Source organism: Streptomyces sp. NPDC001902 (assembly GCF_042891295.1).
Taxonomy (GTDB): domain Bacteria; phylum Actinomycetota; class Actinomycetes; order Streptomycetales; family Streptomycetaceae; genus Actinacidiphila.
Genome location: NZ_JBIATA010000001.1, coordinates 672,712 through 693,731, shown reverse-complemented (window position 1 = coordinate 693,731; position 21,020 = coordinate 672,712). Strand labels below are relative to the sequence as shown.

The 21,020-nt window shown below is 73.7% G+C and carries 26 protein-coding genes; 15 read left to right on the top strand and 11 right to left on the bottom strand.

Annotated features, from left to right (window positions below; all coding sequences use genetic code 11):
• Positions 1-311 precede the first annotated feature (311 nt).
• The gene (locus ACFYYN_RS03270) at positions 312-608 is read left to right on the top strand and encodes a GYD domain-containing protein (protein ID WP_500331574.1); all 297 of its coding nucleotides are present in this window, start codon (positions 312-314) and stop codon (positions 606-608) included.
• Positions 609-687: 79 nt separating this feature from the next.
• Here ACFYYN_RS03270 and ACFYYN_RS03265 read toward each other — a convergent pair whose 3' ends face one another.
• Positions 688-1,044, bottom strand: a complete 357-nt coding sequence (locus tag ACFYYN_RS03265) for a hypothetical protein (RefSeq protein ID WP_500544478.1) — start codon at positions 1,042-1,044, stop codon at positions 688-690.
• 166 nt (positions 1,045-1,210) lie between these two features.
• Between ACFYYN_RS03265 and ACFYYN_RS03260 the strand changes: the two genes are divergently transcribed.
• Both ACFYYN_RS03260 and ACFYYN_RS03255 read left to right on the top strand, forming a co-directional pair.
• Positions 1,211-1,408, top strand: coding sequence for a hypothetical protein (locus ACFYYN_RS03260; RefSeq protein ID WP_500544477.1), 198 nt, complete (start codon positions 1,211-1,213; stop codon positions 1,406-1,408).
• A 78-nt stretch (positions 1,409-1,486) separates the two neighbouring features.
• Complete coding sequence (locus ACFYYN_RS03255; protein WP_500544476.1) at positions 1,487-1,957, top strand: hypothetical protein; 471 nt, start codon at positions 1,487-1,489, stop codon at positions 1,955-1,957.
• Between the two features lie 109 nt (positions 1,958-2,066).
• Here ACFYYN_RS03255 and ACFYYN_RS03250 read toward each other — a convergent pair whose 3' ends face one another.
• Positions 2,067-2,189: a hypothetical protein gene (locus ACFYYN_RS03250; RefSeq protein ID WP_499512371.1), complete on the bottom strand. Its 123-nt coding sequence runs from the start codon at positions 2,187-2,189 to the stop codon at positions 2,067-2,069.
• Between the two features lie 6 nt (positions 2,190-2,195).
• On the opposite strand from ACFYYN_RS03250, the gene ACFYYN_RS03245 reads away from it, so the two are divergent.
• Positions 2,196-2,495: a hypothetical protein gene (locus tag ACFYYN_RS03245; RefSeq protein ID WP_500331567.1), complete on the top strand. Its 300-nt coding sequence runs from the start codon at positions 2,196-2,198 to the stop codon at positions 2,493-2,495.
• Between the two features lie 22 nt (positions 2,496-2,517).
• Here the strand turns inward: ACFYYN_RS03245 and ACFYYN_RS03240 are convergent, their stop codons facing one another.
• From ACFYYN_RS03240 to ACFYYN_RS03230, 3 genes are all read right to left on the bottom strand, one after another.
• Positions 2,518-3,261 (bottom strand): hypothetical protein, encoded by a 744-nt coding sequence (locus ACFYYN_RS03240; RefSeq protein ID WP_500544475.1) that lies wholly within the window; start codon positions 3,259-3,261, stop codon positions 2,518-2,520.
• Positions 3,262-3,272: 11 nt separating this feature from the next.
• On the bottom strand, positions 3,273-3,857 hold the full coding sequence (locus ACFYYN_RS03235; protein WP_500331564.1) for an RNA polymerase sigma factor: 585 nt from the start codon (positions 3,855-3,857) through the stop codon (positions 3,273-3,275).
• 62 nt (positions 3,858-3,919) lie between these two features.
• Entirely contained in the window at positions 3,920-4,339 is a 420-nt protein-coding gene (locus tag ACFYYN_RS03230) for a hypothetical protein (protein ID WP_500544474.1), read from the bottom strand.
• 138 nt (positions 4,340-4,477) lie between these two features.
• On the opposite strand from ACFYYN_RS03230, the gene ACFYYN_RS03225 reads away from it, so the two are divergent.
• On the top strand, positions 4,478-4,699 hold the full coding sequence (locus ACFYYN_RS03225) for a S1 domain-containing protein (protein WP_499512378.1): 222 nt from the start codon (positions 4,478-4,480) through the stop codon (positions 4,697-4,699).
• Positions 4,700-4,712: 13 nt separating this feature from the next.
• Here the strand turns inward: ACFYYN_RS03225 and ACFYYN_RS03220 are convergent, their stop codons facing one another.
• Both ACFYYN_RS03220 and ACFYYN_RS03215 read right to left on the bottom strand, forming a co-directional pair.
• Positions 4,713-5,153: an Lrp/AsnC family transcriptional regulator gene (locus tag ACFYYN_RS03220; protein ID WP_500331560.1), complete on the bottom strand. Its 441-nt coding sequence runs from the start codon at positions 5,151-5,153 to the stop codon at positions 4,713-4,715.
• A 5-nt stretch (positions 5,154-5,158) separates the two neighbouring features.
• Positions 5,159-6,517, bottom strand: coding sequence for a transaminase (locus ACFYYN_RS03215; protein WP_500544473.1), 1,359 nt, complete (start codon positions 6,515-6,517; stop codon positions 5,159-5,161).
• Positions 6,518-6,773: 256 nt separating this feature from the next.
• Here ACFYYN_RS03215 and ACFYYN_RS03210 point away from each other — a divergent pair, with 256 nt between their 5' ends.
• On the top strand, positions 6,774-7,169 hold the full coding sequence (locus tag ACFYYN_RS03210) for a nuclear transport factor 2 family protein (RefSeq protein WP_500331577.1): 396 nt from the start codon (positions 6,774-6,776) through the stop codon (positions 7,167-7,169).
• Here ACFYYN_RS03210 and ACFYYN_RS03205 read toward each other — a convergent pair.
• Positions 7,061-7,663, bottom strand: coding sequence for a cytochrome P450 (locus ACFYYN_RS03205; RefSeq protein ID WP_500544472.1), 603 nt, complete (start codon positions 7,661-7,663; stop codon positions 7,061-7,063). The genes ACFYYN_RS03210 and ACFYYN_RS03205 overlap by 109 nt on opposite strands.
• A 744-nt stretch (positions 7,664-8,407) precedes the next feature.
• On the opposite strand from ACFYYN_RS03205, the gene ACFYYN_RS03200 reads away from it, so the two are divergent.
• The gene (locus tag ACFYYN_RS03200) at positions 8,408-8,617 is read left to right on the top strand and encodes a heavy-metal-associated domain-containing protein (protein ID WP_500331554.1); all 210 of its coding nucleotides are present in this window, start codon (positions 8,408-8,410) and stop codon (positions 8,615-8,617) included.
• A complete protein-coding gene (locus tag ACFYYN_RS03195; RefSeq protein WP_500544471.1) occupies positions 8,614-10,902 on the top strand; it encodes a heavy metal translocating P-type ATPase in 2,289 nt (762 codons plus the stop codon). The genes ACFYYN_RS03200 and ACFYYN_RS03195 overlap by 4 nt, the downstream gene beginning before the upstream one ends.
• A 51-nt stretch (positions 10,903-10,953) precedes the next feature.
• On the opposite strand, the gene ACFYYN_RS03190 is transcribed toward ACFYYN_RS03195, so the two are convergent.
• The gene (locus ACFYYN_RS03190) at positions 10,954-11,379 is read right to left on the bottom strand and encodes an SsgA family sporulation/cell division regulator (protein ID WP_499512383.1); all 426 of its coding nucleotides are present in this window, start codon (positions 11,377-11,379) and stop codon (positions 10,954-10,956) included.
• A 157-nt stretch (positions 11,380-11,536) separates the two neighbouring features.
• On the opposite strand from ACFYYN_RS03190, the gene ACFYYN_RS03185 reads away from it, so the two are divergent.
• Complete coding sequence (locus tag ACFYYN_RS03185) at positions 11,537-12,754, top strand: winged helix DNA-binding domain-containing protein (protein ID WP_500544470.1); 1,218 nt, start codon at positions 11,537-11,539, stop codon at positions 12,752-12,754.
• Between the two features lie 74 nt (positions 12,755-12,828).
• Positions 12,829-13,017 carry a hypothetical protein gene (locus ACFYYN_RS03180; protein ID WP_499512385.1) on the top strand — a complete coding sequence of 63 codons (189 nt, stop codon included), beginning with the start codon at positions 12,829-12,831 and terminating at the stop codon, positions 13,015-13,017.
• Between the two features lie 59 nt (positions 13,018-13,076).
• On the opposite strand, the gene ACFYYN_RS03175 is transcribed toward ACFYYN_RS03180, so the two are convergent.
• Positions 13,077-15,251: a D-alanyl-D-alanine carboxypeptidase gene (locus ACFYYN_RS03175; protein WP_500544469.1), complete on the bottom strand. Its 2,175-nt coding sequence runs from the start codon at positions 15,249-15,251 to the stop codon at positions 13,077-13,079.
• A gap of 483 nt (positions 15,252-15,734) precedes the next feature.
• Here ACFYYN_RS03175 and ACFYYN_RS03170 point away from each other — a divergent pair, with 483 nt between their 5' ends.
• The 3 genes from ACFYYN_RS03170 (at position 15,735) to ACFYYN_RS03160 (ending at position 17,920) form a co-directional block, all read left to right on the top strand.
• On the top strand, positions 15,735-16,445 hold the full coding sequence (locus tag ACFYYN_RS03170) for a GOLPH3/VPS74 family protein (RefSeq protein WP_026251155.1): 711 nt from the start codon (positions 15,735-15,737) through the stop codon (positions 16,443-16,445).
• Between the two features lie 247 nt (positions 16,446-16,692).
• Positions 16,693-17,550 (top strand): helix-turn-helix domain-containing protein, encoded by an 858-nt coding sequence (locus ACFYYN_RS03165; RefSeq protein WP_499512387.1) that lies wholly within the window; start codon positions 16,693-16,695, stop codon positions 17,548-17,550.
• Positions 17,551-17,710: 160 nt separating this feature from the next.
• A complete protein-coding gene (locus ACFYYN_RS03160) occupies positions 17,711-17,920 on the top strand; it encodes a DUF397 domain-containing protein (protein WP_499512388.1) in 210 nt (69 codons plus the stop codon).
• Positions 17,921-17,999: 79 nt separating this feature from the next.
• Here the strand turns inward: ACFYYN_RS03160 and ACFYYN_RS03155 are convergent, their stop codons facing one another.
• Complete coding sequence (locus ACFYYN_RS03155) at positions 18,000-18,845, bottom strand: hypothetical protein (RefSeq protein ID WP_500331544.1); 846 nt, start codon at positions 18,843-18,845, stop codon at positions 18,000-18,002.
• Positions 18,846-18,951: 106 nt separating this feature from the next.
• On the opposite strand from ACFYYN_RS03155, the gene ACFYYN_RS03150 reads away from it, so the two are divergent.
• Both ACFYYN_RS03150 and ACFYYN_RS03145 read left to right on the top strand, forming a co-directional pair.
• Positions 18,952-20,145, top strand: coding sequence for an aminotransferase-like domain-containing protein (locus ACFYYN_RS03150; protein WP_500544468.1), 1,194 nt, complete (start codon positions 18,952-18,954; stop codon positions 20,143-20,145).
• 51 nt (positions 20,146-20,196) lie between these two features.
• On the top strand, positions 20,197-20,982 hold the full coding sequence (locus ACFYYN_RS03145) for an SDR family oxidoreductase (RefSeq protein ID WP_500544467.1): 786 nt from the start codon (positions 20,197-20,199) through the stop codon (positions 20,980-20,982).
• The last annotated feature ends 38 nt before the right edge of the window (positions 20,983-21,020 follow it).

Sequence of the window (21,020 nt, the reverse complement as noted above, 5' to 3'; positions counted from 1 at the left end):
CGCGCCCCGCCATGGACGGCACTCCTTTCCAGGCCGCACTCCAGGTGAAGCCCGACACCCTGATGCAAGAAGTGAGGCGAAAGGTTGCACGGCCCTCGACTCGGGCACCGGAACCGGCGCGCTCACCCAGAAGGGCCGGCGCGCGACGCCTGGGCGGAGCGGACCTGAAAGCTCGCCCGCGCGACGGCGGAGCCAGGTGGCAACAGCATCCTCGATGATCGGGCGAGGGCCGCCCCCGCGCCGGATGCGGCCCGACAGGGGCGCACATACGCTGTGAGTGGACGCCCCTCTCTTTGTCGAGGTGAGAGATCGTGCCGCTCTACATCACGCTGCTGAGCTGGACCGACCAGGGGATCCGCGCCTACGCCGACACGGCCGACCGGGCCGACGCCTTCGGCGACGCCCTGCGGCGCGTCGGGGGGCGGCTCGTGGACATCTACTGGACAGTGGGTCCCTACGACCTCGTGGCGCTCGTCGAGGCGCCCGACGACGAGACCGCCGCCGCGGCGCTGCTGCGGCTCGGCGCGATCGGCAACATCCGCAGCACGACCCTGCGGGCCTTCGGGCGGGACGAGGTCGAGGGCATCATCGCCAAGGCGTCCGCCTGAGGAACGAGGGCCTCGCCACCGCACCTGGACGAACTCCGGGCGGGCCCCCGGGACGACGGGAGGACCGGGCGGAGCGCGGTCACGAGCCGTCGGCCGCCTGTTCGAAGAAGGAGCCGCGCCTCAGCCGCTCGTAGGAGGGTTCCGCCCGCGCCATCCACGCGTCCACGTCGGCGGCCATGGACGGGAACCGCTCCTTGAGGGGTGCGGCCAGGGCGGCGATCTCCTCCCAGGAGTCGGCGAGATACGTCTCGTTCTCCAGGCCGATCGCTACGGCCGCGCGGAACGGGTCGTCGGACCGCAGCCACCGATTCGCCACCCGGACGATGCGGGCCATGTGCTCCGCGTCGATGATCCACGACATGGAGAGGAGCTGTTCGGAGACGTAGCCGGGGGCCCGGTGGTCGACGAGGAAGTCCATGACCTGCTCGACGTCCATTGATCCCCCCTTGGTGCGGCCGGTTCCCTTGACCGGCGGGGTCACATGCCAGACGCGGGGCCGGGGCCGGGCGGAAACCTTTCCGCGGGGCCTGAGTCCGCAACCCCCGGGAGGGGTTGCGTGTGGAGGGTGGCAAGGGGCGGGGAGGGCGGCTCGGGGTGGCGTGGTGACGGTGTCGCCGGACACGGCGCCCGCCCGGGTGGGCGCCGCCGCGTGGGAGCCGGACGGGGATGCCACCGCATGGACCCGGGCGAACTTCTCCGCCGGGGGTGCCGCCGAGGCCCGGCGCCTCATGGCCGACGCCGGTTCGCAGCTGACCGACCCCGAGGCCGAGGCGCGGGCGGCGTTCGGGCTGACCGGCTGATCGGCTGACCGGGCCGGTTGTCAGTGGCGTCTGCTCCACTGGTCGTGGTGGCACAAGGACTCGGCAGGGGGGTGCGCCATGGGCGTGCGGTACGACTACTTCCACACCACCGACCGCGGCACGGCGATCGACTGGGCGGTCGGGCCGGACCGGCGCGGATATCCCTGGTCGCGGCTCGACGAGGCCGGCGCCGACTGGTTCGAGATGAAGAGCCTGGATCCGGTCATCGTGCTCGGGCAACTGGTCGCCTACGCGCGGGGAACCGGTTTCGAGGCCGGGGACGAAGGACCCGAGCCGGTGTGGCCCGATTCGTCGCAGTGGCACGCGGAGCCGGGGCTGCTGATCGAGGAGATACCGGAGGACTGGCGGGACACGCTCGCGGCCGTCGGCGACGAGGCCCTGCCGGGGATCGCCGAGCGCTGGGAGGGCATCGAGGAGGTCCGCTTCGGGGACCGCCAGGAGGCCGAGGAGTGCGCGCGGCTGTTCGTCGGACTGGCCCGGCGGGCGCGGGCGGCGGGCCACACCCTGTACTGCGTCGCCTGCCTCTGACCGATTCCTGGAGGGGGTGTGCGGATAGGGCGATTCCTCGCTTTCCGCTCCGCCGTGCGGTCCGCCTTTCTTCGGGCGGCCGGAGGGTGTTGACCTGCGTTCCGGATCATCACAAGATGGCCGCGTACGGCTCTCCGCCGAGATCGCCGGCCGGGCCGTCCTCGACCGCCTCGCCCGTCGGTACGGGCAGGCCGGTGTGCGGTCCGGCGCGTCCGGAATCCTGGAAGGTCACGCGTTCATGCAGAGCTACGCCTCGGCGCAATTGGCATCACCTGGCACCTACTTCCAGACGGCTGCGTTCTGCTGCCTCGTGGCGATCGTGCTCATACGGGCGGGCCGCGTCTGGCGCCGCGCGGCGCGGGGCCTGCTCGCCCCCGACGAGCCGGTGCGCGTGGAATCCGCTCCGGCGCCCGGTCCGGTGTCCTCGCCGGTGCGGGGCGACCGGACCGTGGGGCGGGTCTACCTCTGCTTCGGCTGGTTCCTGGTGCTGGGGACGGTCGTCAACCTGGTCAACGGCGTCCGCTCGGTGTGGGGCTGAGGGCCCGTCGGGCCCTGCACGGTCAGCGGCGGAGGCTCCCCTCCGGGGTCTGAGGGCGGACCGGCGGAGCCGTGACCTCGGGGGCGCCGGTGAGCCGGGCGCAGTAGGCGGGCACGGCGGCGGTGTCGCCGGCCGCGCGTTCCAGCCGGGCCAGGGTCGAGGCGTTGACGCTCTTGTGGTGCTCGGCCGCCTTGACGTACGTCCGGCACAGTCCCTTCAGCCCGGCGTCCGTGGGCGCGGCGAGCGGGGGCACCGAGGCGTGCGGGCCGCGTGACGGGACGGGTGGGGTCGTGAGCGGGGCCGCGGGCGTGACGGTGGTGCCGTGCGGGCCGCGCGGGGACGCGGTGCGCGTGCCGCCGCCCGGGCCCGCGGGAGCGGAGGACGGCGCGGGCGACACCGGCCGGGGTCCGGCCGTGCCCGGGTGGAAGGGGCCGGGGAGCGAGACGGTCTGCGCGGCCACGGCCACTCCCCCGAGGGCGAAGGCCGCGGCGAGTCCGCCGAGCGCCGCCCTGGTGCGCCGGGCGGACCGGTCGCGGCGGGCCCGCCTCCGGCCGTGGCCGCCGCTCGTGGCGGACCGGGCCTCCCGGAAGGCCGCCAGCGCGGCGCGCTCACGTTCGGGGTCGCCCGGCAGCGGTGCCGCGGCGGCCGTGAGCAGGCGTGCGAGGGCGTCCGCCGGGCCGTCGCCGGCCGCGCTGCGGTCCGCGTCGAGGAGGCGCTCGGCCAGGGCCGCGTCCATCCGGTCGTCGTGTGCTCGGCTGTTCCTCATCCGTCAGTCCGTCACTTCTCCATGGCGCCGTCGAGGCGCTCCGCGAGGCGTTTCAGGCCCCGGTGGGCGGCGGTCCGCACCGCTCCCGGGCGTTTGCCGAGGACCTTGGCCGCGGCGGGGGCGTTGAGCCCGACCACGACCCGCAGCAGCACGGCCTCGGCCTGGTCCTGCGGCAGGGCCGCGATCAGTTCGAGCGCGCGCCGCGTGGACAGGTTCTCCAGGGCGGTGCCTCCGGCGTCCTCGAGGGTCGAGGGCTCGGCCGTGCGTTCCTCCAGGGGCGCGGTGCGCGGCCGGGCCCTGGCCCGGCGGAGGTGGTCCAGGGCCCGGTGCCGGGCGATGGTGGCGGCCCAGCCCCGGAAGGCCTGGCCGCCGCCGCGGAAGCCGCGCAGGTCCCGTACGACGTCGTGCCAGGTCTCGGAGGCCACGTCCTCGGCGTCGTCGCCGACCAGGCCGTGCAGGTAGCCCAGGAGCATCGGATGGACCTCCCGGTAGAGGGCTCCGAACGCGGTCTCGTCGCCGGCGCGGGCCCGCCGGACCGCGTCGCCCAGTTCCTCCTCGCCCATCCGGCCGCGCCGGCGGACCTCCGCCTTCCCCACTGCGTCCTCTTCGTGCTCGTCGGCCCCGTGCCGCCGTCTGCCGCGCCGCGGCGCGGCGGGCATCACCCCTCGGCCCGGCCCGCCACGGAGAGGCAGAAGAGGCGCAGGCTGTCCACCGGCCCGTTCTCGTAGCGCTTGACGGCCCTGCCCAGCGGATTCCACACCCTTCCGTCGGGCGTCCGGATACCGAACGGCTGGCCGAATGTACCCCGCTGCTCCTCGTCGAAGTCCACCCAGGTCGCTCCGGCCGTGCGGACCAGCACCTCGCCCGTGTAGGCGCCGAAGCCGCGGAGCGTGGGGGTGACGGCCTGGAGGGGCGGCTGCTCGCCGCGGATCGCCTCGATGACGCGGTCGACCAGGCCGAGGCTGGCCGGGGAGTAGTCGAGCCTGACACGGGAGCCCTCCCTGGCCATGGACACGACATCCGCGGCGAGACGAGGACCCAGAACCGTCGCCGGTGGATTGCTCACGTCCTGCTTCATCGTGCCCCTTCGCTCCGTCGTCCCCGTCCGCGTGTGACGCGTGTGGCTACTGAGTGGGGCGCGGCGCGCCGCGAAAGCGTTACACCGGGCGGCGGAGGCGACGGGGCCCCGTGGCGCGGACGCGCTTAGGCTGCGGGCATGGCGAACGCGACCGTACGCGAGTGGTACGAGGAAGAGGGCTGGGGCGTGCTGGACTGCCCCGAGACGCCCGGGGGGTGCTTCGCCCACTACAGCGACATCGAGATGAACGGCTTCCGCACCCTGTCCGCCGGCCAGTCGGTGGCCCTGGAGTGGGAGGCGCCCGGATTCGCGCAGGACGGGTACGACTACCGCGCGCTGCGGGTCGTCCCGAAGGGCTGAGCGGGTCCGCGGGTCAGCCCACGTCCCACAGGAAACGGTGGGTGTGGATGCCGAAGTACGGGAAGGTGTCCACCCCCGCGACTCCTTCGACGGCCCTGACGACGTCGTTGACGAAGTCCAGCAGGTCGGACGGGCCCGGGCAGACGACCTCGGCGAAGAGGGCGTAGGGCCCGGCGGTGAGGACCGCGTAGACGACCTCGTCCCGGGCGGCGAGCGTGTCCGCGACCGCGCGCGGGTCGCCGTCCACGCGGACGCCGAGGAGCGCCATCGCCTGCCCGCCCATGGCCATGGGGTCGGTGACGCCCACGACCTGCACGACCTTGCCGTCGATGAGCCGCTGCAGTCGCTGGCGGGCGGCGGACGGGGAGAGCCCGACCTTCGGGCCGAGGTCCGCGTAGGGGATGCGGCCGTCGGTCTGGAGTTCACGGAGGATGGCGCGGTCGATGTCGTCCACGGGGCTCAGCCTGCCAGTTCGGCCAGCGCACCGGCGAAGAGGGCGGTGTGGGTGTCGACGTCGGCCTCGGTGGTGGCCGGGCACATCAGGGCCATGTTGTGGAACGGCGTCATGAGGATGCCGCGGTTGGCCAGCCACAGGTGCAGGAAGTCCTCCAGCTCGGGGTCGGAGACGGCCGCCGACTCGGTGCCGTCGCGCGGCGCCGGTGCGGCGAAGCGGTATTCCGTACGGGCGCCGAGGCGGCTGACGGACCAGGGCAGGCCGTGCGCGGCGACGGCGTCGGCGACGCCCCGCTCGAAGCGGGCGGCGAGGGCGGACATGCCGGTGAACGCCTCGTCGGTGAGGACGTGTTCGAGGGTGGCGCGCATGGCGGCGACGGACAGGGCGTTGCCCGCGAGGGTGCCGCCGACGCCGCCCATGTCGACCAGGTCGAGGTCGCCGCGGGACAGCAGGCGGTCGGCGAGGTCGGCGGAGAGGCCGTAGGCACCGGCCGGTACGCCGCCGGCGATGGCCTTGCCGATGGTGAGGATGTCGGGGTCGAGGTTCCAGGCGGCGGTGGCGCCGCCCGGCCCCGCGGAGAAGGTGTGGGTCTCGTCGTTGATCAGCAGGACGCCGTGCCGGCGGGTGACCTCGCGGACGCCCGCCAGGTAGCCGGGCTCGGGCAGCACGATCCCGATGTTGGTGAGGGCGGGCTCCATCAGGACGGCGGCCACGTCCCCGTGGGCGAGCTCCCGTTCCAGGCCCTCCAGGTCGTTGAACTCCGCGACACGGCTGGTCAGCGTGACGTCGCAGGGCGCTCCGACGTTGCCGGGGCGGCTCGCCCCGCCGCGCCCGCCGGGGCCGGTGACGATCAGGGACTCGTCGACGCTGCCGTGGTAGCAGTAGCTGTTGAAGAGGATCTTCTGCCGTCCGGTGACGGCCCGGGCGAGCCGGATCGCCCAGCGGTTGGCGTCCGTGGCCGTCAGCGAGTACGACCAGCGGGGCAGCCCGAAGCGGCGGGCCAGTTCGGCGCCGACCCACTCGGCGTCCTCGGTGGGGAGCATCGCCGTGGCGCCGCCCTGCTCGCGGTAGCGGCGCTCGATCGCCGCGGCGACGGGCTCCGGGGAGTGCCCGGCCATGGCGCCGGTGTCGCCGAGGCAGAAGTCGACGTACTCGTGGCCGTCGATGTCGGTCACACGGGCGCCGCGGGCACCGGCGAGGTAGCGGGGGAAGGCTCCCGCGTTCTTGTTCATCCAGGTCATCGGCACCCGGCCGAAGAGGTGGTCGGCCGCCTCGTACGCGGCCCGTGACTTCGGGTTGCGGGCGGCGGCCTCGGCGGTCTCCCGGGCGAGCAGTTCCTTCAGGCGGGTGCGGTCGACGGACATGGGGCCTCCTCGGCGACGGACGGCTCCGACCATACGCGTGATTCCATTGTCTATCCATCCCCCGGCGCCAGATTCGATCGTGCGAGCTATCGAATCCCCATCCGACGGTCGCGCGAGGGCCACACGCACCTGCCGGGCGGAGCGGCGGCCCGGCCGGTGATCCGTCACGGCCGCAGCGGGTGCGCCCGCCGGGGACCGGTGCCAGGGTGGCTGGTGTCGGTCGGTGGACGGACGGCAGGGAAAGGCGGCGATGGCCATGGCGGGACACCCGCACGCCATGCTGGTCCACAAGGTGTACGCGGCGCTCACCCGGGGCGACATGGACGCACTGGCCGGACTGCTGGCCGGGGACGCGGCCCACCACTCCCCCGGCGACCATCCGCTCGCCGGTCACTACAAGGGCCGGGACGAGATCATCGGCTACTACCGCAGGCTCGCCGAGGAGACCGACGGCAGCATGCGGGTCCAGTTGCGGCAGGTTCTCGTCGACGGCCGGGGCCACGCGATGTCCCTCCACCACCTCACGGCCGAGCGCGGGGGCGGCTACCTCGACCAGCCGGGCGGCATCGTGTTCCGCATCGTCGGCGACCGGATCACGGACCTGGACGAGTGCGTGGGCGACCTCGACGCCGCCAACCGCTTCTGGTCCTGAGCGGGCAGGCGCCCCGGGGCCCGGTCCCACGCGGTGACGGGGAAGACCTGCACGCTGTTGCTCACCATCGACCGCAACGGCTCCGGCTCTCCGCGCGCGACGGCCGCCCGCAGGGCCGGGAAGCGTGCGAACAGCGCGGGCAGCGCGATCTCCGCCTCCAGGCGGGCCGGCGCGGCGCCCAGGCAGTGGTGCGGCCCGTACCCGAAGGTGAGGTGGCGGCCGGCGGGGCGGGTGACGTCGAAGCGGTCGGCGTCGGGGCCGTGCCGCTCCGGATCGCGCGTCCGGCCGCGGCGTAGGAGGCGAGAAAGGCGTCGCCCCGGGGGATGACGGTGTCCCCGACCGGGATGTCTGCGACCGCGGAGCGCAGCGGGAACCGGCCCAGGGCGAGTCCCGGCGCAGGGTCTCCCCGGCGACCGCGCTCCAGCTCGCCCGGCCCGACCGGACGAGGTCCAGCTGCCCGGGGTGGTCGAGCAGCGCCCGTACGTACAGCGCACGCTGGTCGGCGACGACGTCCTGCGGCCCGGTGGAGCTGCTCACCAGTGAACGGGAGAGCCGGTGGCACTCGTCGTGCCGCTCACGAGGCAGCCCGAGCGGTTCGCAGACGACCGGCATCGGCAGCGGGTAGGCGAAGTGGGCGCGCAGGTCCGCGGGCCCGCCCCCGCGAGGGCGGCGGCGAGGCCGTCGAGCAGTTACGCGACGAGCGCTTCGACGCGCGGCCGCAGCACGGCGACCCGGCGCGGGGTGAAGGCCTGGGCGACCAGGCCCCGCAACCGCCGGTGGTCGGGGCCGTCGGCGGTCATCATGCCCGGCATGGTGACGAAGGTGATCAGCGGCCAGCCCTCTGGGACCTTACCCTCGGCGAGGGCGCGTAGGTGGCGGGGGTCCTTGGCCGTGCGCGGATCCGCCGGCAGTTTCCTGCAGCAGGTCGTGGCGCGTGACCGCCCAGGCGGGGACACCACCGGAGCTCGACGCGCGCGACCGGGCCGAGGGCGCACAGGGCGGCGTTCTCCCGTGCTGGTCGCGGCCGAGCGGTCAAGGGCCAGCGGCGCGGGCTGAGTTGTCATGGCCGCCATCGTGGCGTGCGCTCGCGGGCACGCGGGACCCCGCGCCACACCACCCCCCGCTCCCCCACCCTCCCCTTCCCCGATACCCCTAGGGGGTATAATTTGGTGGTGGGTGGACGGCACGGTGCCCGACGCCGTTCATCGGAACACGCACAGGACGCACGAGGAGAACCCATGTCTGTCAGCTACAGCGTCTCCGGGATGAGCTGCGGTCACTGCGAGTCCGCGGTCAGCAAGGAGGTCTCGACCCTCCCCGGTGTGATCGGCATCACGGTGGACGCCAAGACCGGCCTGCTCACCATCGACTCCGACGCCCCCCTGGACGAGGAGGCCGTCCGCGCCGCCGTGGACGAGGCGGGCTACGAACTGGTCGGCCGGGCATGACCGTCCCGGATCAGCAGCAGGTCACCCCGCGGATCGCCGCGCAGGCCGCCCCTGCGGGCGTCACCGAGCTCGAACTCGCGATCGGCGGGATGACCTGCGCCTCGTGCGCGGCCCGGATCGAGAAGAAGCTCAACCGGGTGGACGGCGTCACGGCCACCGTCAACTACGCCACCGAGAAGGCCAAGGTGGCGTTCGGGGACGGGATCGGCGTCGGCGACGTGATCGCCATCGTCGAGGCCACCGGTTACACCGCCGCGCTCCCCGCCCCGCCGGTCACCGACGCGTCGCGGGAGGAACCGGAGTCCGCGCCGGGCGAGCTCACGGCGCTGCGGCAGCGGCTGCTGACCGCCGTCGTGCTCGCCGTGCCCGTCATCGCGATGGCCATGGTCCCGGCCCTGCAGTTCCGCAACTGGCAGTGGCTGTCGCTGACCCTGGCCGCGCCGGTCGTGGCGTACGCGGCATGGCCCTTCCACCGTGCGGCGTGGACCAACCTGCGGCACGGCGCCACCACCATGGACACGCTGATCTCCATGGGCACGCTGGCCTCCTTCGGCTGGTCGGTCTGGGCGCTCTTCTTCGGCGACGCGGGCGTGCCGGGCCTGACGCACCCCTTCGAGCTGACCGTCGCCCAGGGGCACGGCTCCGCCAACCTGTACCTGGAGGTCGCCTCCGGTGTCACCGCCTTCATCCTGGCCGGGCGCTACTTCGAGGCCCGTTCCAAGCGCCGGGCGGGCGCCGCGCTGCGCGCCCTGATGGAACTGGGCGCCAAGGACGTCGGCGTGCTGCGCGACGGGCGCGAGGTGCGCGTCCCCACGGCCGAACTGGCCGTAGGCGACCTGTTCGTGGTGCGGCCGGGCGAGAAGGTGGCCACCGACGGCCTCGTACGGGAGGGCACCTCGGCGGTCGACGCCTCGATGCTCACCGGCGAGTCCGTACCGGTCGAGGTGGGGCCGGGCCGGGCCGTCACCGGAGCCACGGTGAACGCCGGCGGCCGGCTGGTCGTGGAGGCCACCCGGGTCGGCGCCGACACCCAACTGGCCCGGATGGCCCGCCTGGTGGAGGACGCCCAGAACGGCAAGGCGGCGGCGCAGCGTCTCGCCGACCGGATCTCCGCGGTGTTCGTCCCCGTCGTCATCGGGCTCGCGCTCGCGACCCTCGGCTTCTGGCTCGGCAACGGCTCGGGCCCGACCGCCGCCTTCACCGCGGCCGTCGCCGTGCTGATCATCGCCTGCCCGTGCGCGCTCGGACTGGCCACACCCACGGCGCTGATGGTCGGCACCGGTCGGGGCGCGCAGCTCGGCATCCTCATCAAGGGACCCGAGGTCCTGGAGACCACCCGCCGGGTCGACACCATCGTGCTGGACAAGACCGGCACGGTCACCACCGGCGCCATGACGCTGACCGCCGTCCACCTGGCCGAGGGCGAGCGGGAGGACGAGGTGCTGCGCCTGGCCGGCGCCCTGGAGCACGCCGCCGAGCATCCCATCGCCCGCGCGGTCGCCCGGGCGGCGGAGGAGCGCACCGGCCCGCTGCCCGGCGTCACGGGCTTCCGCGCGCTGCCCGGACTCGGCGTCCAGGGCACCGTCGACGGCCACGAGGTCACGGTGGGCCGCCAGGAACTGCCCGAGCCGCTCCCGGCGGGGCTCGCCCGCGCGAAGGCCGAGGCCGAGGCCCGGGGCAGCACGGTGGTCACGGCCGCCTGGGGCGGCCGGGCCCGTGCCGTGCTCGTCGTCGCCGACGCCGTGAAGCCGACCAGCGCCGACGCCGTCCGCATGCTGCGCGGACTGGGCCTCACCCCGGTGCTGCTCACCGGCGACAACGAGGCGGTGGCCCGGGCCGTCGCCGCCGAGGTCGGCATCGACGCCGCCGATGTGATCGCAGACGTCATGCCGGAGGACAAGGTCGCCGTCGTGGCCCGGCTCCAGCGGGAGGGCAGGTCGGTCGCCATGGTCGGCGACGGGATCAACGACGCCGCCGCGCTGGCCCGCGCCGACCTCGGGCTCGCCATGGGCACCGGCACGGACGCCGCCATCGAGGCGAGCGACCTGACCCTGGTCCGGGGCGACCTGCGGGTGGCCGCCGACGCCATCCGGCTGTCCCGGCGCACCCTGGGCACGATCAGGGGCAACCTCTTCTGGGCCTTCGGCTACAACGTGGCGGCCCTGCCGCTCGCCGCCGCCGGGCTGCTCAACCCGATGATCGCGGGCGCCGCGATGGCCTTCTCCTCGGTCTTCGTGGTCGGCAACTCGCTTCGCCTGCGCGGGTTCCGTCCGCTCGCGCGCTGACCCCCACGGCCGCCCCCGGGCCGTGGGGGGCGGCCACCGGCCGTGGGGCGGTCACTCGCCGTCGGTGTCCAGCAAGGCGGCGATGACCGCGTCCATGTCCAGGTGGCGCAGTTCCTGCCCGGGCGGCACGGCCTCGTACACCCGGGCCAGGAAGCTCCGCAGACCGGAGGTGCGCACCTCCACGAGTGCGGTGCCCTCGTCGGTGCGGAACTCGATCGCGGTGTGCTCCGGCCCGTTCGGCCGGATGTGCACGTCGCCCTCCCCGGCTGGCTCGTACAGGCCCGTGGTGAGCAGCCCGCGGGCGAAGACCCAGGTCACCTCGGCGCCGTCGAGGGAGACTTCCGCGGGGAAGGTGATCCGGGCGGCGAGCGGGTCGTCGCGGCGGTAGCGCAGGGTCGCGGTGATCTCCCGGCCCCGGGGCCCCGAGCGCGGGGTGCGCAGACGGGCCCTGACGATGTGGTCGATGTCGGTCAGCATGGCCTTCCTCGGCAGGCGGGCGGTGCGCTCCGGATGCGTTCCGGTCCACCGGGAGAGCGCCGACGGCCGCTGTCCTTACGCGACTTCCGGCTCCGATTGCGTGATGTACGTCACAGGCGACCGGAGTCGCTGTCGGTGGGCCGTGCCACGATGAGCCATGGACGCACGACGGACGGTGGGGGCGCAGGAGCGGCGGCGGCGCATGGCGGTACGGCACCGGCTGACGCCGGAACGGCGGGCCGCGACCCCCGAAGAGGTCACCGAGTCGCTGGTGGCGCTGCACGGCACGGACCCGGCGACGGTCTACGTGTCTGCGGCCGCCAGGATGCACGAGCCCGGCGCCGCGGCCCTGGACCGGGCCCTGTACGAGGACCGGAGCCTGGCCCGGCTGCTCGCGATGCGGCGGACGATGTTCGTGGTCACCACCGCCTCGGCGCCGGTGGTGCTCTCCGCGGCGGCCCTGGCGATCGCCGCGCAGGAGCGGCGGAAACTGGTCAAGCACCTGGCCGACGGCGGCGGCTGGGACGAGCGGTGGCTGGCGGAGCTGGAGGAGTCCGTGCTCGCCGCCCTGACCGGACGCGGCGAGGCGACGGCCGCGCAGCTCGCCTCCGACGTGCCCCGGCTGCGCGAGCAGGTCGTGGTGGCACGTGGCAAGCCGTACGAGGCCACCCAGGCGGTGTCGACACGCGTCCTGCGGGTGCTGGCGGCGGAGGGCCGGATCGTCCGCAGACGGCCGGTGGGCGGCTGGACGAGCAGTCAGTACCGGTGGGCCCCGGGCGCGGTGACCCGGACGCCACCCACCGCGGAGGCACGCGTCGAGCTGGTGCGCCGCTGGCTGGCGGCGTACGGCCCGGGCACGGAGGCCGACCTGAAGTGGTGGACGGGCTGGACGCTGACCGAGGTCCGCAAGGCCCTGGCGGCGCTCGGCACCGAAGAGGTCCTGCTCGACGGGGAGACCGGCCACGTGCTGCCGGGCGACGGCGACCCGGTCCCGCCGGCACCACCGTGGGCGGCGCTGCTGCCCGCACTGGACCCGACGCCGATGGGCTGGCAGCGGCGCGACTGGTACCTGCCGCAGGACGAACGGGAACGGGCGGCGCTCTTCGACCGCTCGGGCAACATCGGCCCGACCGTGTGGTGGAACGGCCAGGTCGTCGGCGGCTGGGCGCAGCGCGCCGACGGGGAGGTCGTCCACCGGCTCTTCGGCGACCCGGGCCGCGAGGCCGTCGCCGCGATCGAGGCAGAGGCCGCGCGACTGCGGGGGTGGCTGGACGCCGTCCGCGTCACGCCCCGCTTCCGCACCCCGCTGGAGCGCGAGTTGTCGACCCGGGCGGCTTCGGTGTCCCCGGCGGCCTCGACGGCTTCACCGGCCTGAAACGCCGTCACCCCGGGTATGCCGCTCATGACGCCCGGTGACCGGCCGGGCGCGGACCGGGCGGAGGTGGACCGATGGAACAGGTGGCCGTGTTCTGCGGCAACTGCGACTGCGGCTGTCCCACGCTGTACGTGGACGAGACGGCGCCGGCCGACCAGCGGGTCGTGCTGACCGACGACTTCGGGCAGCGGGTGCGGATGAGCGCCGAGCAGTTCCGCTCGCTGGTCGAGGAGGCGAAGGCGGGCCGGCTGGACCACGTGTAGCGGTCCGGCCGGCCCGTCCATCCGATCGCCCGCGCACCGCGGGCGGGGGCCGACCCGGGTCAGGCGACCCGGGTCAGCTTCGAGCCGAAGGAGGGCTCGACGAGGGCCGACTCCAGCACGACCGGGACCCGGACCATGCTGTCGCCCTTGCCGACGACGAGCTCACCGACCTGGTCACCTGCCTGCGCCGAGTGCGGCAGACCCCCCTTGCCGGTCTCCACCGAGATGTCGACCTTGAGGCCCGTCCAGCCGATCGCGGTGACGTCCTTCGCGGCCACCACCGGGGTGCGGCCGCCGAGGCCGTCGTCGACGTAGCCGACAACGTCGCCCTTCTTGATGATCGTGGCCGAGGCGAGCGCGTCCCGCGTGCCGTCGATCAGGGTGCGGCTGCGGCTGAGGACCGTGTCGATGATCGGCGCCTTCTGCTGGTCGAGCATCGCGCCGACGATCAGCTGCTTGGTGCCGCCGATCGTGCGGTAGGCGGCGAAGAGCAGGTTGCCGCCGGCCTTGGTGCTGGTGCCGGTCTTGATGCCGACGATGTCGTGGTAGCCGGCCAGCTGGTTGTAGTTCTTCTGGTCGTCGCCGTTGATGTCCGTGTACTGGATCTTGGTGGCGATCTCCGCGAAGACCTCGTCCTTCATCGCCGCGTGCCCCAGTTTGACCTGGTCGCTCGCGGTGCTGACGGTGGTCGCCTCCAGCCCGCTCGGGTCGGTGTAGGTCGTGTCGTCCATCCCGAGTTCCTTGGCGGCGGCGTTCATCTTCTTCACGAACGCCTCCTCCGATCCCGCGTCCCAACGGGCCAGCAGTCGCGCGATGTTGTTGGCGGAGGGCAGCATGACGGCCTCCAGCGCCTCGTACTCGCTGAGCTTCTGCCCGGCGGTGACGGGGACGACGGACTCCGACTCCTGCACGCCGCTGTGGTACTGGTCCTCGGCCTTCTGATCGACCTCGACGGCCTCGCCCTTGCCGCCCTTCTTGATCGGGTGGTCGCGCAGGATGACGTAGGTCGTCATCACCTTCGCGACGCTCGCGATCGGCGTCGGCACCTGCTCGCCGAACTCGCCCATGCGGCCCAGTCCCTCGGCCTCGACGACGGCCTGGCCCTCGCTGGGCCACGGGAGCGCGAGTTCGTCGCCCTTGAAGGTGTACGAGGTCTCGGCGGTCAGGTCCAGCTCCGGCTCGGGCAGCGGGCGCAGCGCCTGCGCCACGCAGAAGGCCACGATCAGCAGCAGGACCAGCGGGGTCCAGATCTTGATCCGCCGCACGGTCGTGCGCAGCGGCGTCTGCGGCGGCGGCGGCGTGTTCGTCAGTTCCGCCAGCAGCCGCAGCGGCTCGTCGGGGTCGGGGGGCAGCGGCATCTGCTTCGTCCGCGAACCGCCGCCGGGCTCCGTGGTCCGCGGGGTCTCCACGGGCGCCGGGGCCTGCGGGACCACGGCCGGGCGGTCGTCGGTCCGCAGCGGGACAAACGTTCCGCTCGGCCGGGAAGGCGCCTTGACGGGCGCGGACGCGGAGGGCGCGCGCAGGGTCAGGGTGCCGTCCCTGACCGGCGTGCCGCCGCCCTCGGTGCGGGGCGCGCGCAGCGTGAGCGTGCCCTCCCCGGCCCTGGGGCCGTCGTGTCCGCCCCCGGACGCCTCGCGCGCCCCGGGTCCGCCCTTGACGTCTCCGGGGCCCTGTGAGGGGCCCTCGGCGTCGTCGTCCTCGTGGTCGTCCTCGTCGTCGTCCTCGTCGTCGTCCGAGGGGGTGGCGTCGCGGGACTCCCCGGGAGCGTCCTGCGTTGAGTCGTCCGGGGTCTCCTCGCCCGCGTCGCCGGTGTCGTCGTCCCCGGGCTCCGCTTCGGCGTCCGCCCCGGCCCGCTCGTCCGTCCCCGTGGAAGGCTCCTCGCCGGCACCCGTCTCCCCGGCGGCGGAAGGTTCCTCCGGCTCGGCCGAGGAGTCCGCGGACTCCGCGGGCTCCTCCACGGGCGTCCCGCCGGCGGTGGGTTCCGCGGCGCCGTCCTCGGCGGCCGCGTCCTCGGTGCGGTCCTCCTCGATCCGGCCCTCGGGGCCGTCCCCGGTGCCGGCTTCGGCCTCCGCCTCGTCCCCGGCCGCGTCCTCGCCCCCGTCCGTCCCGGATTCCTCCGCGCCCGCCTCCTCGGCGACTGCGTCGTCGGTACGGGATTCCGCATCGTCCCCCGCGCCGTCGGCCGGAGGGGCGTCCTCCGCGTCCGGCGTAGCGTCCTGCGGCTCGCCGTCCACGTCCGCTCCGTCATCCGGCGTAGCGGAAACACTCCGATCCGGCTCCGGCACGCCCTCCGCTTCGGGCGGCTCCGGCGCGAACTCCGGGTCTCCGGTGGCCGGTTCCGATGCGCCCCGGGGCGCTCCCACGACCCCGCGGAAGACCGACAGCCTCGGATCCACCGCCCCGCCTCCGGTCGCCTCCCCCGACAACTCCTGCTGCTCCGCCCTGCCGGGGGACTCGCCCGCCACCGGACCTCCTCCACACTCGTGCGGTGCGCCGCCGCGGCGCCCCGCTCACCCTTACACCAGTTTCCAGGCCCCTGCTGTGAAGCCGCCGTGGGACCCGCCGTGGGACGCCGACGGCCCCCCGCGAGCCACCGCCGCCCTCGGTGCTAGACGAGAACGACATATGAGTCGGTTCCCGCACGAACGGGCAAGGCGCTCTCGACAGGCCGGTGTGAGAGGCGTCACCCTGTCATTCATCCACGCGGGGAGGCATGGATGGGCAGGAGCCGCAGAACACTTCCGGAGGAGCTACTGCTTCTCGCCTTGGACCCGGCCACGGGTACCACGGCGCAGCCGCAGTCGCTCGACCTCGGTCTTGCCGGGGCACAGCTAGTGGAGCTGGCCCTCGCAGGACGGATAGCCCCTGACGGGGATCGTATCGCCGTGGTGCACCCACGGCCGACAGGAGATCCGACCCTGGACTCCGCGCTCGAACTGCTGCGCCGTCGTGGCAGCCCCGTGCGCGCCGTCCACTGGATCGGCGGGCCCCGCCTGGGGCTGCGCCAGACGTATCTCACGCATCTGGAACGGTGCGGCATGGTGCACGCCGTGCCGGGGCAGATGTGCGGGGTGCTGCCGACCACGCGCTATCAGGCGACCGACAGCGAGGTCAGCCGGGAGATCAGGGCCCGGCTGGACAGTGCGATCCGCACCGGGGTGCCACCGGACCCGCGGACCGCCGCGCTCGCCGCGATCGCCCATGCCGTGGGGCTCGGCAAGCACCTGTACCCGGGCAACGAAGGCCGGTCGTCCCGATCGCGGCTCCGTGACCTGATCAGGTACGACCCCATGGGCGGCCTCGTCGCGCACGCCGTGATGGACGTGCAGAACGGTGCCGCCGCGCAGCCGAAGCGCGCCCCCGCCCAGGGGCGTCCGGCGGCGGCCAGGGCGACGGGCCACGGCATGGTCCGCGCCGGCGTCCGCTGACCCGGGGTGTCCGGCGGCAGGGCCCGGACACCGTGACGACCGCGATCCCATCGCAACCGCCGCGCGCGGGGCGGCGACCGGCACCGGCCGGCCGCCGCCCCGCGCGTTGCCGTTTGTCCGCTCTTTCGACGAGCGCAGCATATGACCAATTCCCAGCGGTGGGATGACCGATAGTGGCACTCTGCTGACCAGCAGTACATATCTGCAGAGAACACGGACCAGTCCGGAATCCGGAGGTGCACATCCCGTGGCCGCCAACGTCAATCCGACCGTCAGGCGACGCCGACTCGGCTCGGAACTGCGCAAGCTGCGCGAGCAGAAAGGGATGACCGCGGAGGAGGTCGCCGCACGGCTGCTGGTCTCCCAGTCGAAGATCAGCAGGCTGGAGAACGGACGCCGGAGCATCAGCCAGCGCGACGTGCGCGACCTGTGCAGCGTGTACGGGGTCGAGGACAGCCGCCTCGTCGACTCCCTGATGAACATGGCGCGCGAGTCCCGGCAGCAGGGCTGGTGGCACGCCTTCGGCGACGTCCCCTACAGCGTCTACATCGGCCTGGAGACCGAGGCCGAGTCCCTGCGCGTCTACGACTCCCTGGTGGTGCCGGGCCTGCTGCAGACCCGCAACTACGCCTCGGCCGTCATCGAGGGGACGCTCCCCGAGGCCACGCCCGAGCAGATCGAGAAGCGGATCGAGATCCGGCTGCGGCGCCAGGAGCGCGTCACCGACCCGGACTCGCCGCTGCGCTTCTGGGTGGTGATGGACGAGTCCGCGCTGCGCCGTGTCGTCGGCACCAAGGACGTGATGCGCGAACAGCTGGAGTACCTGGCCCAGATGAGCACCCAGGCGCACGTCACGGTCCAGGTCCTGCCGTACGACGCCGGGGCCCACCCCGGCATGTCCGGCAACTTCGCGATCCTGGAGTTCGCCGACGCCACCGACTCCAGCGTCGTCTACATCGAGGGCGTCACGAGCGACCTGTACCTGGAGAAGCCGACCGACGTGCACGGCTACAGCGTGATGTACGAGCACCTGCGGGCCCAGGCGCTCAGCGCGGAGCAGAGCCGGCAGTTCATCGCGGACGCCGCGAAGGAGTACGCACGCTGACCCCCCGGCGGGAATGCCGCAGAGTACACCTGCATCCCGTGAGGCGGAAGACCTCCTGGAATATGCCACCCGTAGGAGGTAATAGCCGCTGTGGGCAGTGATGTTGGCGAGTAGCTTCGATCACGTCAGAGCTGCACAAAAAAGAAAGCTCGGAGCGATCATGGCTATTCAGCTCGGAAACACCAGGGCGTGGACCAAGTCCACCCGTTCCCAGGGAAATGGCGCCTGCGTCGAGGTGGCCTCCCGTACGACGTCGGCCGTCGACGTCCGCGACTCCAAGGACCCCGACGGCCCGACGCTCGCCTTCTCCCCCGAGGCCTGGGCGGCGTTCGTCGCGGACGTCGGCCACGGGACGTACGACCTCGACTGAGCACCGACGCAGTATCCGTACGGGCCCTCTCGACCGGCACGCCGTCCTGGCCGAGGGGGCTCACTGCCACCCCGGCGCCCTACCCCCGCAACCGGTCGACGTAGGTGTCGGTCCCGGGCACCGTGGGGACGAAGGGCGCGACGAGTTCGACCCGGCCGAGCCCCGTGCCGGCCACCTCGGCGTCCAGCCCCGTGAAGTGCTCCTCCCACACCTCGCGCGGATCCCTCTGCAGGAACCACAGCAGGGTGAGCCGGGTGCCGACGCCCTCGACCTGCTTCACGTACGACATCCGCTCCAGCGGCAGCGGCGTGGGACGGAAGACGGTCACCATCGCGGAGGGCGAGCCGGCCAGCCGCCGCGGCAGGTGGCGGTCGCGCAGCAGGCCGAGCAGCGCGTCGCACTCCTGCGGGGTGTCGGTGTCGACCACCTCGACGACCAGCCCCGCGTAGGGGTGGTCGAGCGCGTGGAAGTCCCGGGGACCGGCCGGCCCGTCTCGGTAGACGGTGACGGCGTGGTCCTGGAAGGCGGTGAAGACGTGGGTGCGGTCGTGGTGGACCCGGGCGTCGCGGTTGAGGCGCCGGTTGATGGCGACGGTCCACTTCATGTGGTCCGCGTAGCGCCCGGCCGTGATCCAGTACACGGTGACGTAGCAGCCCTCGGTGACCGGCCGGGCCACCGCGGACTTCTCCGGGTAGCGCAGCAACTGCAGGTCGCGGGTGGCCACCCAGCGGCGGCCGGCGTACATCCAGGGCATGGCCATGGCACCGGCGATGAAGTGGTCGTCCTCGTACCAGCGGTTGTAGGCGTACTCGTGGCCGGGGTGCGGCTCGACCATGGTGATCAGCGCGTGGCCGAGGCCGGGGCCGTACGGGCCGACGGAGGCCAGTTCGGCGTAGACCTCGCTGCGGGTGTCTTCTTCGGTCATGCATACGGTGTAGCTGACTGAGCGTCAGAAATGGAAGCCCGTGGCGGCGCCCGACACATCTGTGTACGGTCCGCGAAATCACCCGCCCACAGCGAAGGAGCCCGTCATGCGTGCCGCCGCCCCCGGCCTCGCCACCCGCGCCACCTCCGTCGGCGGCTCGCCGGTACGGGAGATCCTCGCGCTGACCGCCCGCCCGGAGGTGATCTCCTTCGCCGGCGGGCTGCCCGCCCCCGAGCTCTTCGACGCCGCGGCGATACGCGCCGCGTACGACCGCGTCCTCGCCGAGGCGCCCGAGCGGGTGCTGCAGTACTCCACCACCGAGGGGGACCCGGCGCTGCGCACGGCGGTCGCCGGCCGGCTCGGCCGGGCGGGACTGCCCACCGGCTCCGACGACCTGCTCGTCACCGGCGGCTCCCAGCAGGCCCTCACCCTGGTCTCCACCGCCCTGCTGGAACCCGGGGACGTCGTCCTCGTGGAGGACCCGGGCTACCTGGCGGCGCTGCAGTGCTTCGCCTTCGCGGGCGCCCGCGTGGTGCCCGTCCCCTCCGACGCGGACGGCATCGACCCGACGTCCCTGGAGCTGGCCGTCGTCCGGGAGAAGGCCAAGCTGCTCTACCTGGTGCCGACCTTCCAGAACCCCACGGGCCGCACGACGACCGCCGAGCGCCGGCAGGCGGTCGCCCTGATCGCCGAACGGCACGGGCTGTGGATCGCGGAGGACGACCCGTACGGCGAACTGCGCTACGACGGCGAGGCGGAGCCGTGGATCGCCTCCCACGAGGCGGCCGCCGACCGTACGGTCCTGCTCGGCAGCCTGTCCAAGATCATGGCCCCCGGGATGCGGCTCGGCTGGCTGCGCGCCCCGGCCGCCCTGCGCCGGGCGTGCGTGGTCGCCAAGCAGTCCGCCGACCTGCACACCTCGACCGTGGACCAGGCCGCCGCCGCCCGCTACCTCGCCGACTCCGACCTCGACGCCCATCTGACCCGGGTCCGCGCCGCCTACCGGGAGCGGCGGGACGCCCTGCTGGCCGGGCTGCCCGGCGCGCTGCCCGAGGGCAGCACGTGGAACCGGCCCGAGGGCGGCATGTTCGTCTGGGCCCGGCTGCCCGCCGGTTACGACGCGACGGAGCTGCTGCCCCAGGTGGTGGCCCACGACGTGGCCTACGTGCCGGGGGCGCCCTTCTACGCGGGCGAGCCCGACCGTGCGGCGCTGCGGCTGTCCTTCGTGACGCACACCCCGGACGAGATCGGGGAGGGGCTGCGCCGGCTCGCCAAGGCCCTGGCCATCGCGGGCGGGTGAGCCTATTCTGACGATCCGTCAGTTCATCTGGCCGGGTGGAGGTGGTGGGCCGTGCTGCTGCGCGACAAGACCGTGGTGGTGTCCGGGGTCGGGGCCGGCCTCGGACAGCGCGTCGCCCAGGCCGTCGTCCGCGACGGCGGGAACGCGGTGCTCGGGGCCCGCACCGAGGCCCACCTCGCCAAGGCGGCCGACGAGATCGACCCCGGGGGCGCCCGCGTCGCCTGGCGCTCCACTGACATCAGGGACGCCGCGCAGTGCGAGGCGCTGGCCGCCCTCGCGCAGGAGCGCTTCGGCGGGATCGACGCGGTCGTCCACGTCGCCGCCATGGACGGCCACTTCGGCGGTCTGGCCGATGCCGACTTCGAGACCTGGAAGACGGTGCTGGACGTCAACCTGCTCGGCACGCTGCGGATGACCCGGGCCTGCCTGCCCGGTCTGCGCGGGCGCGGCGGCGGCTCGGTGGTCTTCATCGGGACCCAGTCCGCCGTGGCCGCGCCGTCCCAGGTGCGTCAGGCGGCGTACGCGTCCTCCAAGGGCGCGCTCACCTCGGCGATGTACTCGCTCGCCCGCGAACTCGGCCCGGAGCGGATCCGGGTCAACACCGTGCTGCCGGGATGGATGTGGGGCCCGCCGGTCCAGGCCTACGTCGGCTTCACCGCGCACACCGAGGGCGTGCCCGAGGACGAGGTGCTGCACCGGCTCACCGACCGGATGGCGCTGCCGGAGCTGGCCACGGACGGCGACGTGGCGGAGGCCGCGGTCTTCCTGGCCTCCGACCGGGCGCGCGCGATCACCGGGCAGTCGCTGCTGGTGAACGCGGGCGAACTGATGCGCTGACAGGGACGGTCGGAGCCCGGGTGGGCTCCGCTCGACGT

Excerpts from the sequence above, each read along its gene's own strand:
- ACFYYN_RS03170 (WP_026251155.1), top strand. The coding sequence starts at position 15,735 with ATGGGCAGGAGCCGCAGAACACTTCCGGAGGAGCTACTGCTTCTCGCC.
- ACFYYN_RS03230 (WP_500544474.1), bottom strand. The coding sequence starts at position 4,339 with ATGAAGCAGGACGTGAGCAATCCACCGGCGACGGTTCTGGGTCCTCGT.
- ACFYYN_RS03195 (WP_500544471.1), top strand. The coding sequence starts at position 8,614 with ATGACCGTCCCGGATCAGCAGCAGGTCACCCCGCGGATCGCCGCGCAG.
- ACFYYN_RS03240 (WP_500544475.1), bottom strand. The coding sequence starts at position 3,261 with ATGAGGAACAGCCGAGCACACGACGACCGGATGGACGCGGCCCTGGCC.
- ACFYYN_RS03185 (WP_500544470.1), top strand. The coding sequence starts at position 11,537 with ATGGACGCACGACGGACGGTGGGGGCGCAGGAGCGGCGGCGGCGCATG.
- ACFYYN_RS03210 (WP_500331577.1), top strand. The coding sequence starts at position 6,774 with ATGGCGGGACACCCGCACGCCATGCTGGTCCACAAGGTGTACGCGGCG.
- ACFYYN_RS03155 (WP_500331544.1), bottom strand. The coding sequence starts at position 18,845 with ATGACCGAAGAAGACACCCGCAGCGAGGTCTACGCCGAACTGGCCTCC.
- ACFYYN_RS03200 (WP_500331554.1), top strand. The coding sequence starts at position 8,408 with ATGTCTGTCAGCTACAGCGTCTCCGGGATGAGCTGCGGTCACTGCGAG.
- ACFYYN_RS03225 (WP_499512378.1), top strand. The coding sequence starts at position 4,478 with ATGGCGAACGCGACCGTACGCGAGTGGTACGAGGAAGAGGGCTGGGGC.
- ACFYYN_RS03255 (WP_500544476.1), top strand. The coding sequence starts at position 1,487 with ATGGGCGTGCGGTACGACTACTTCCACACCACCGACCGCGGCACGGCG.
- ACFYYN_RS03190 (WP_499512383.1), bottom strand. The coding sequence starts at position 11,379 with ATGCTGACCGACATCGACCACATCGTCAGGGCCCGTCTGCGCACCCCG.
- ACFYYN_RS03150 (WP_500544468.1), top strand. The coding sequence starts at position 18,952 with ATGCGTGCCGCCGCCCCCGGCCTCGCCACCCGCGCCACCTCCGTCGGC.
- ACFYYN_RS03180 (WP_499512385.1), top strand. The coding sequence starts at position 12,829 with ATGGAACAGGTGGCCGTGTTCTGCGGCAACTGCGACTGCGGCTGTCCC.
- ACFYYN_RS03160 (WP_499512388.1), top strand. The coding sequence starts at position 17,711 with ATGGCTATTCAGCTCGGAAACACCAGGGCGTGGACCAAGTCCACCCGT.
- ACFYYN_RS03265 (WP_500544478.1), bottom strand. The coding sequence starts at position 1,044 with ATGGACGTCGAGCAGGTCATGGACTTCCTCGTCGACCACCGGGCCCCC.
- ACFYYN_RS03215 (WP_500544473.1), bottom strand. The coding sequence starts at position 6,517 with ATGTCCGTCGACCGCACCCGCCTGAAGGAACTGCTCGCCCGGGAGACC.
- ACFYYN_RS03245 (WP_500331567.1), top strand. The coding sequence starts at position 2,196 with ATGCAGAGCTACGCCTCGGCGCAATTGGCATCACCTGGCACCTACTTC.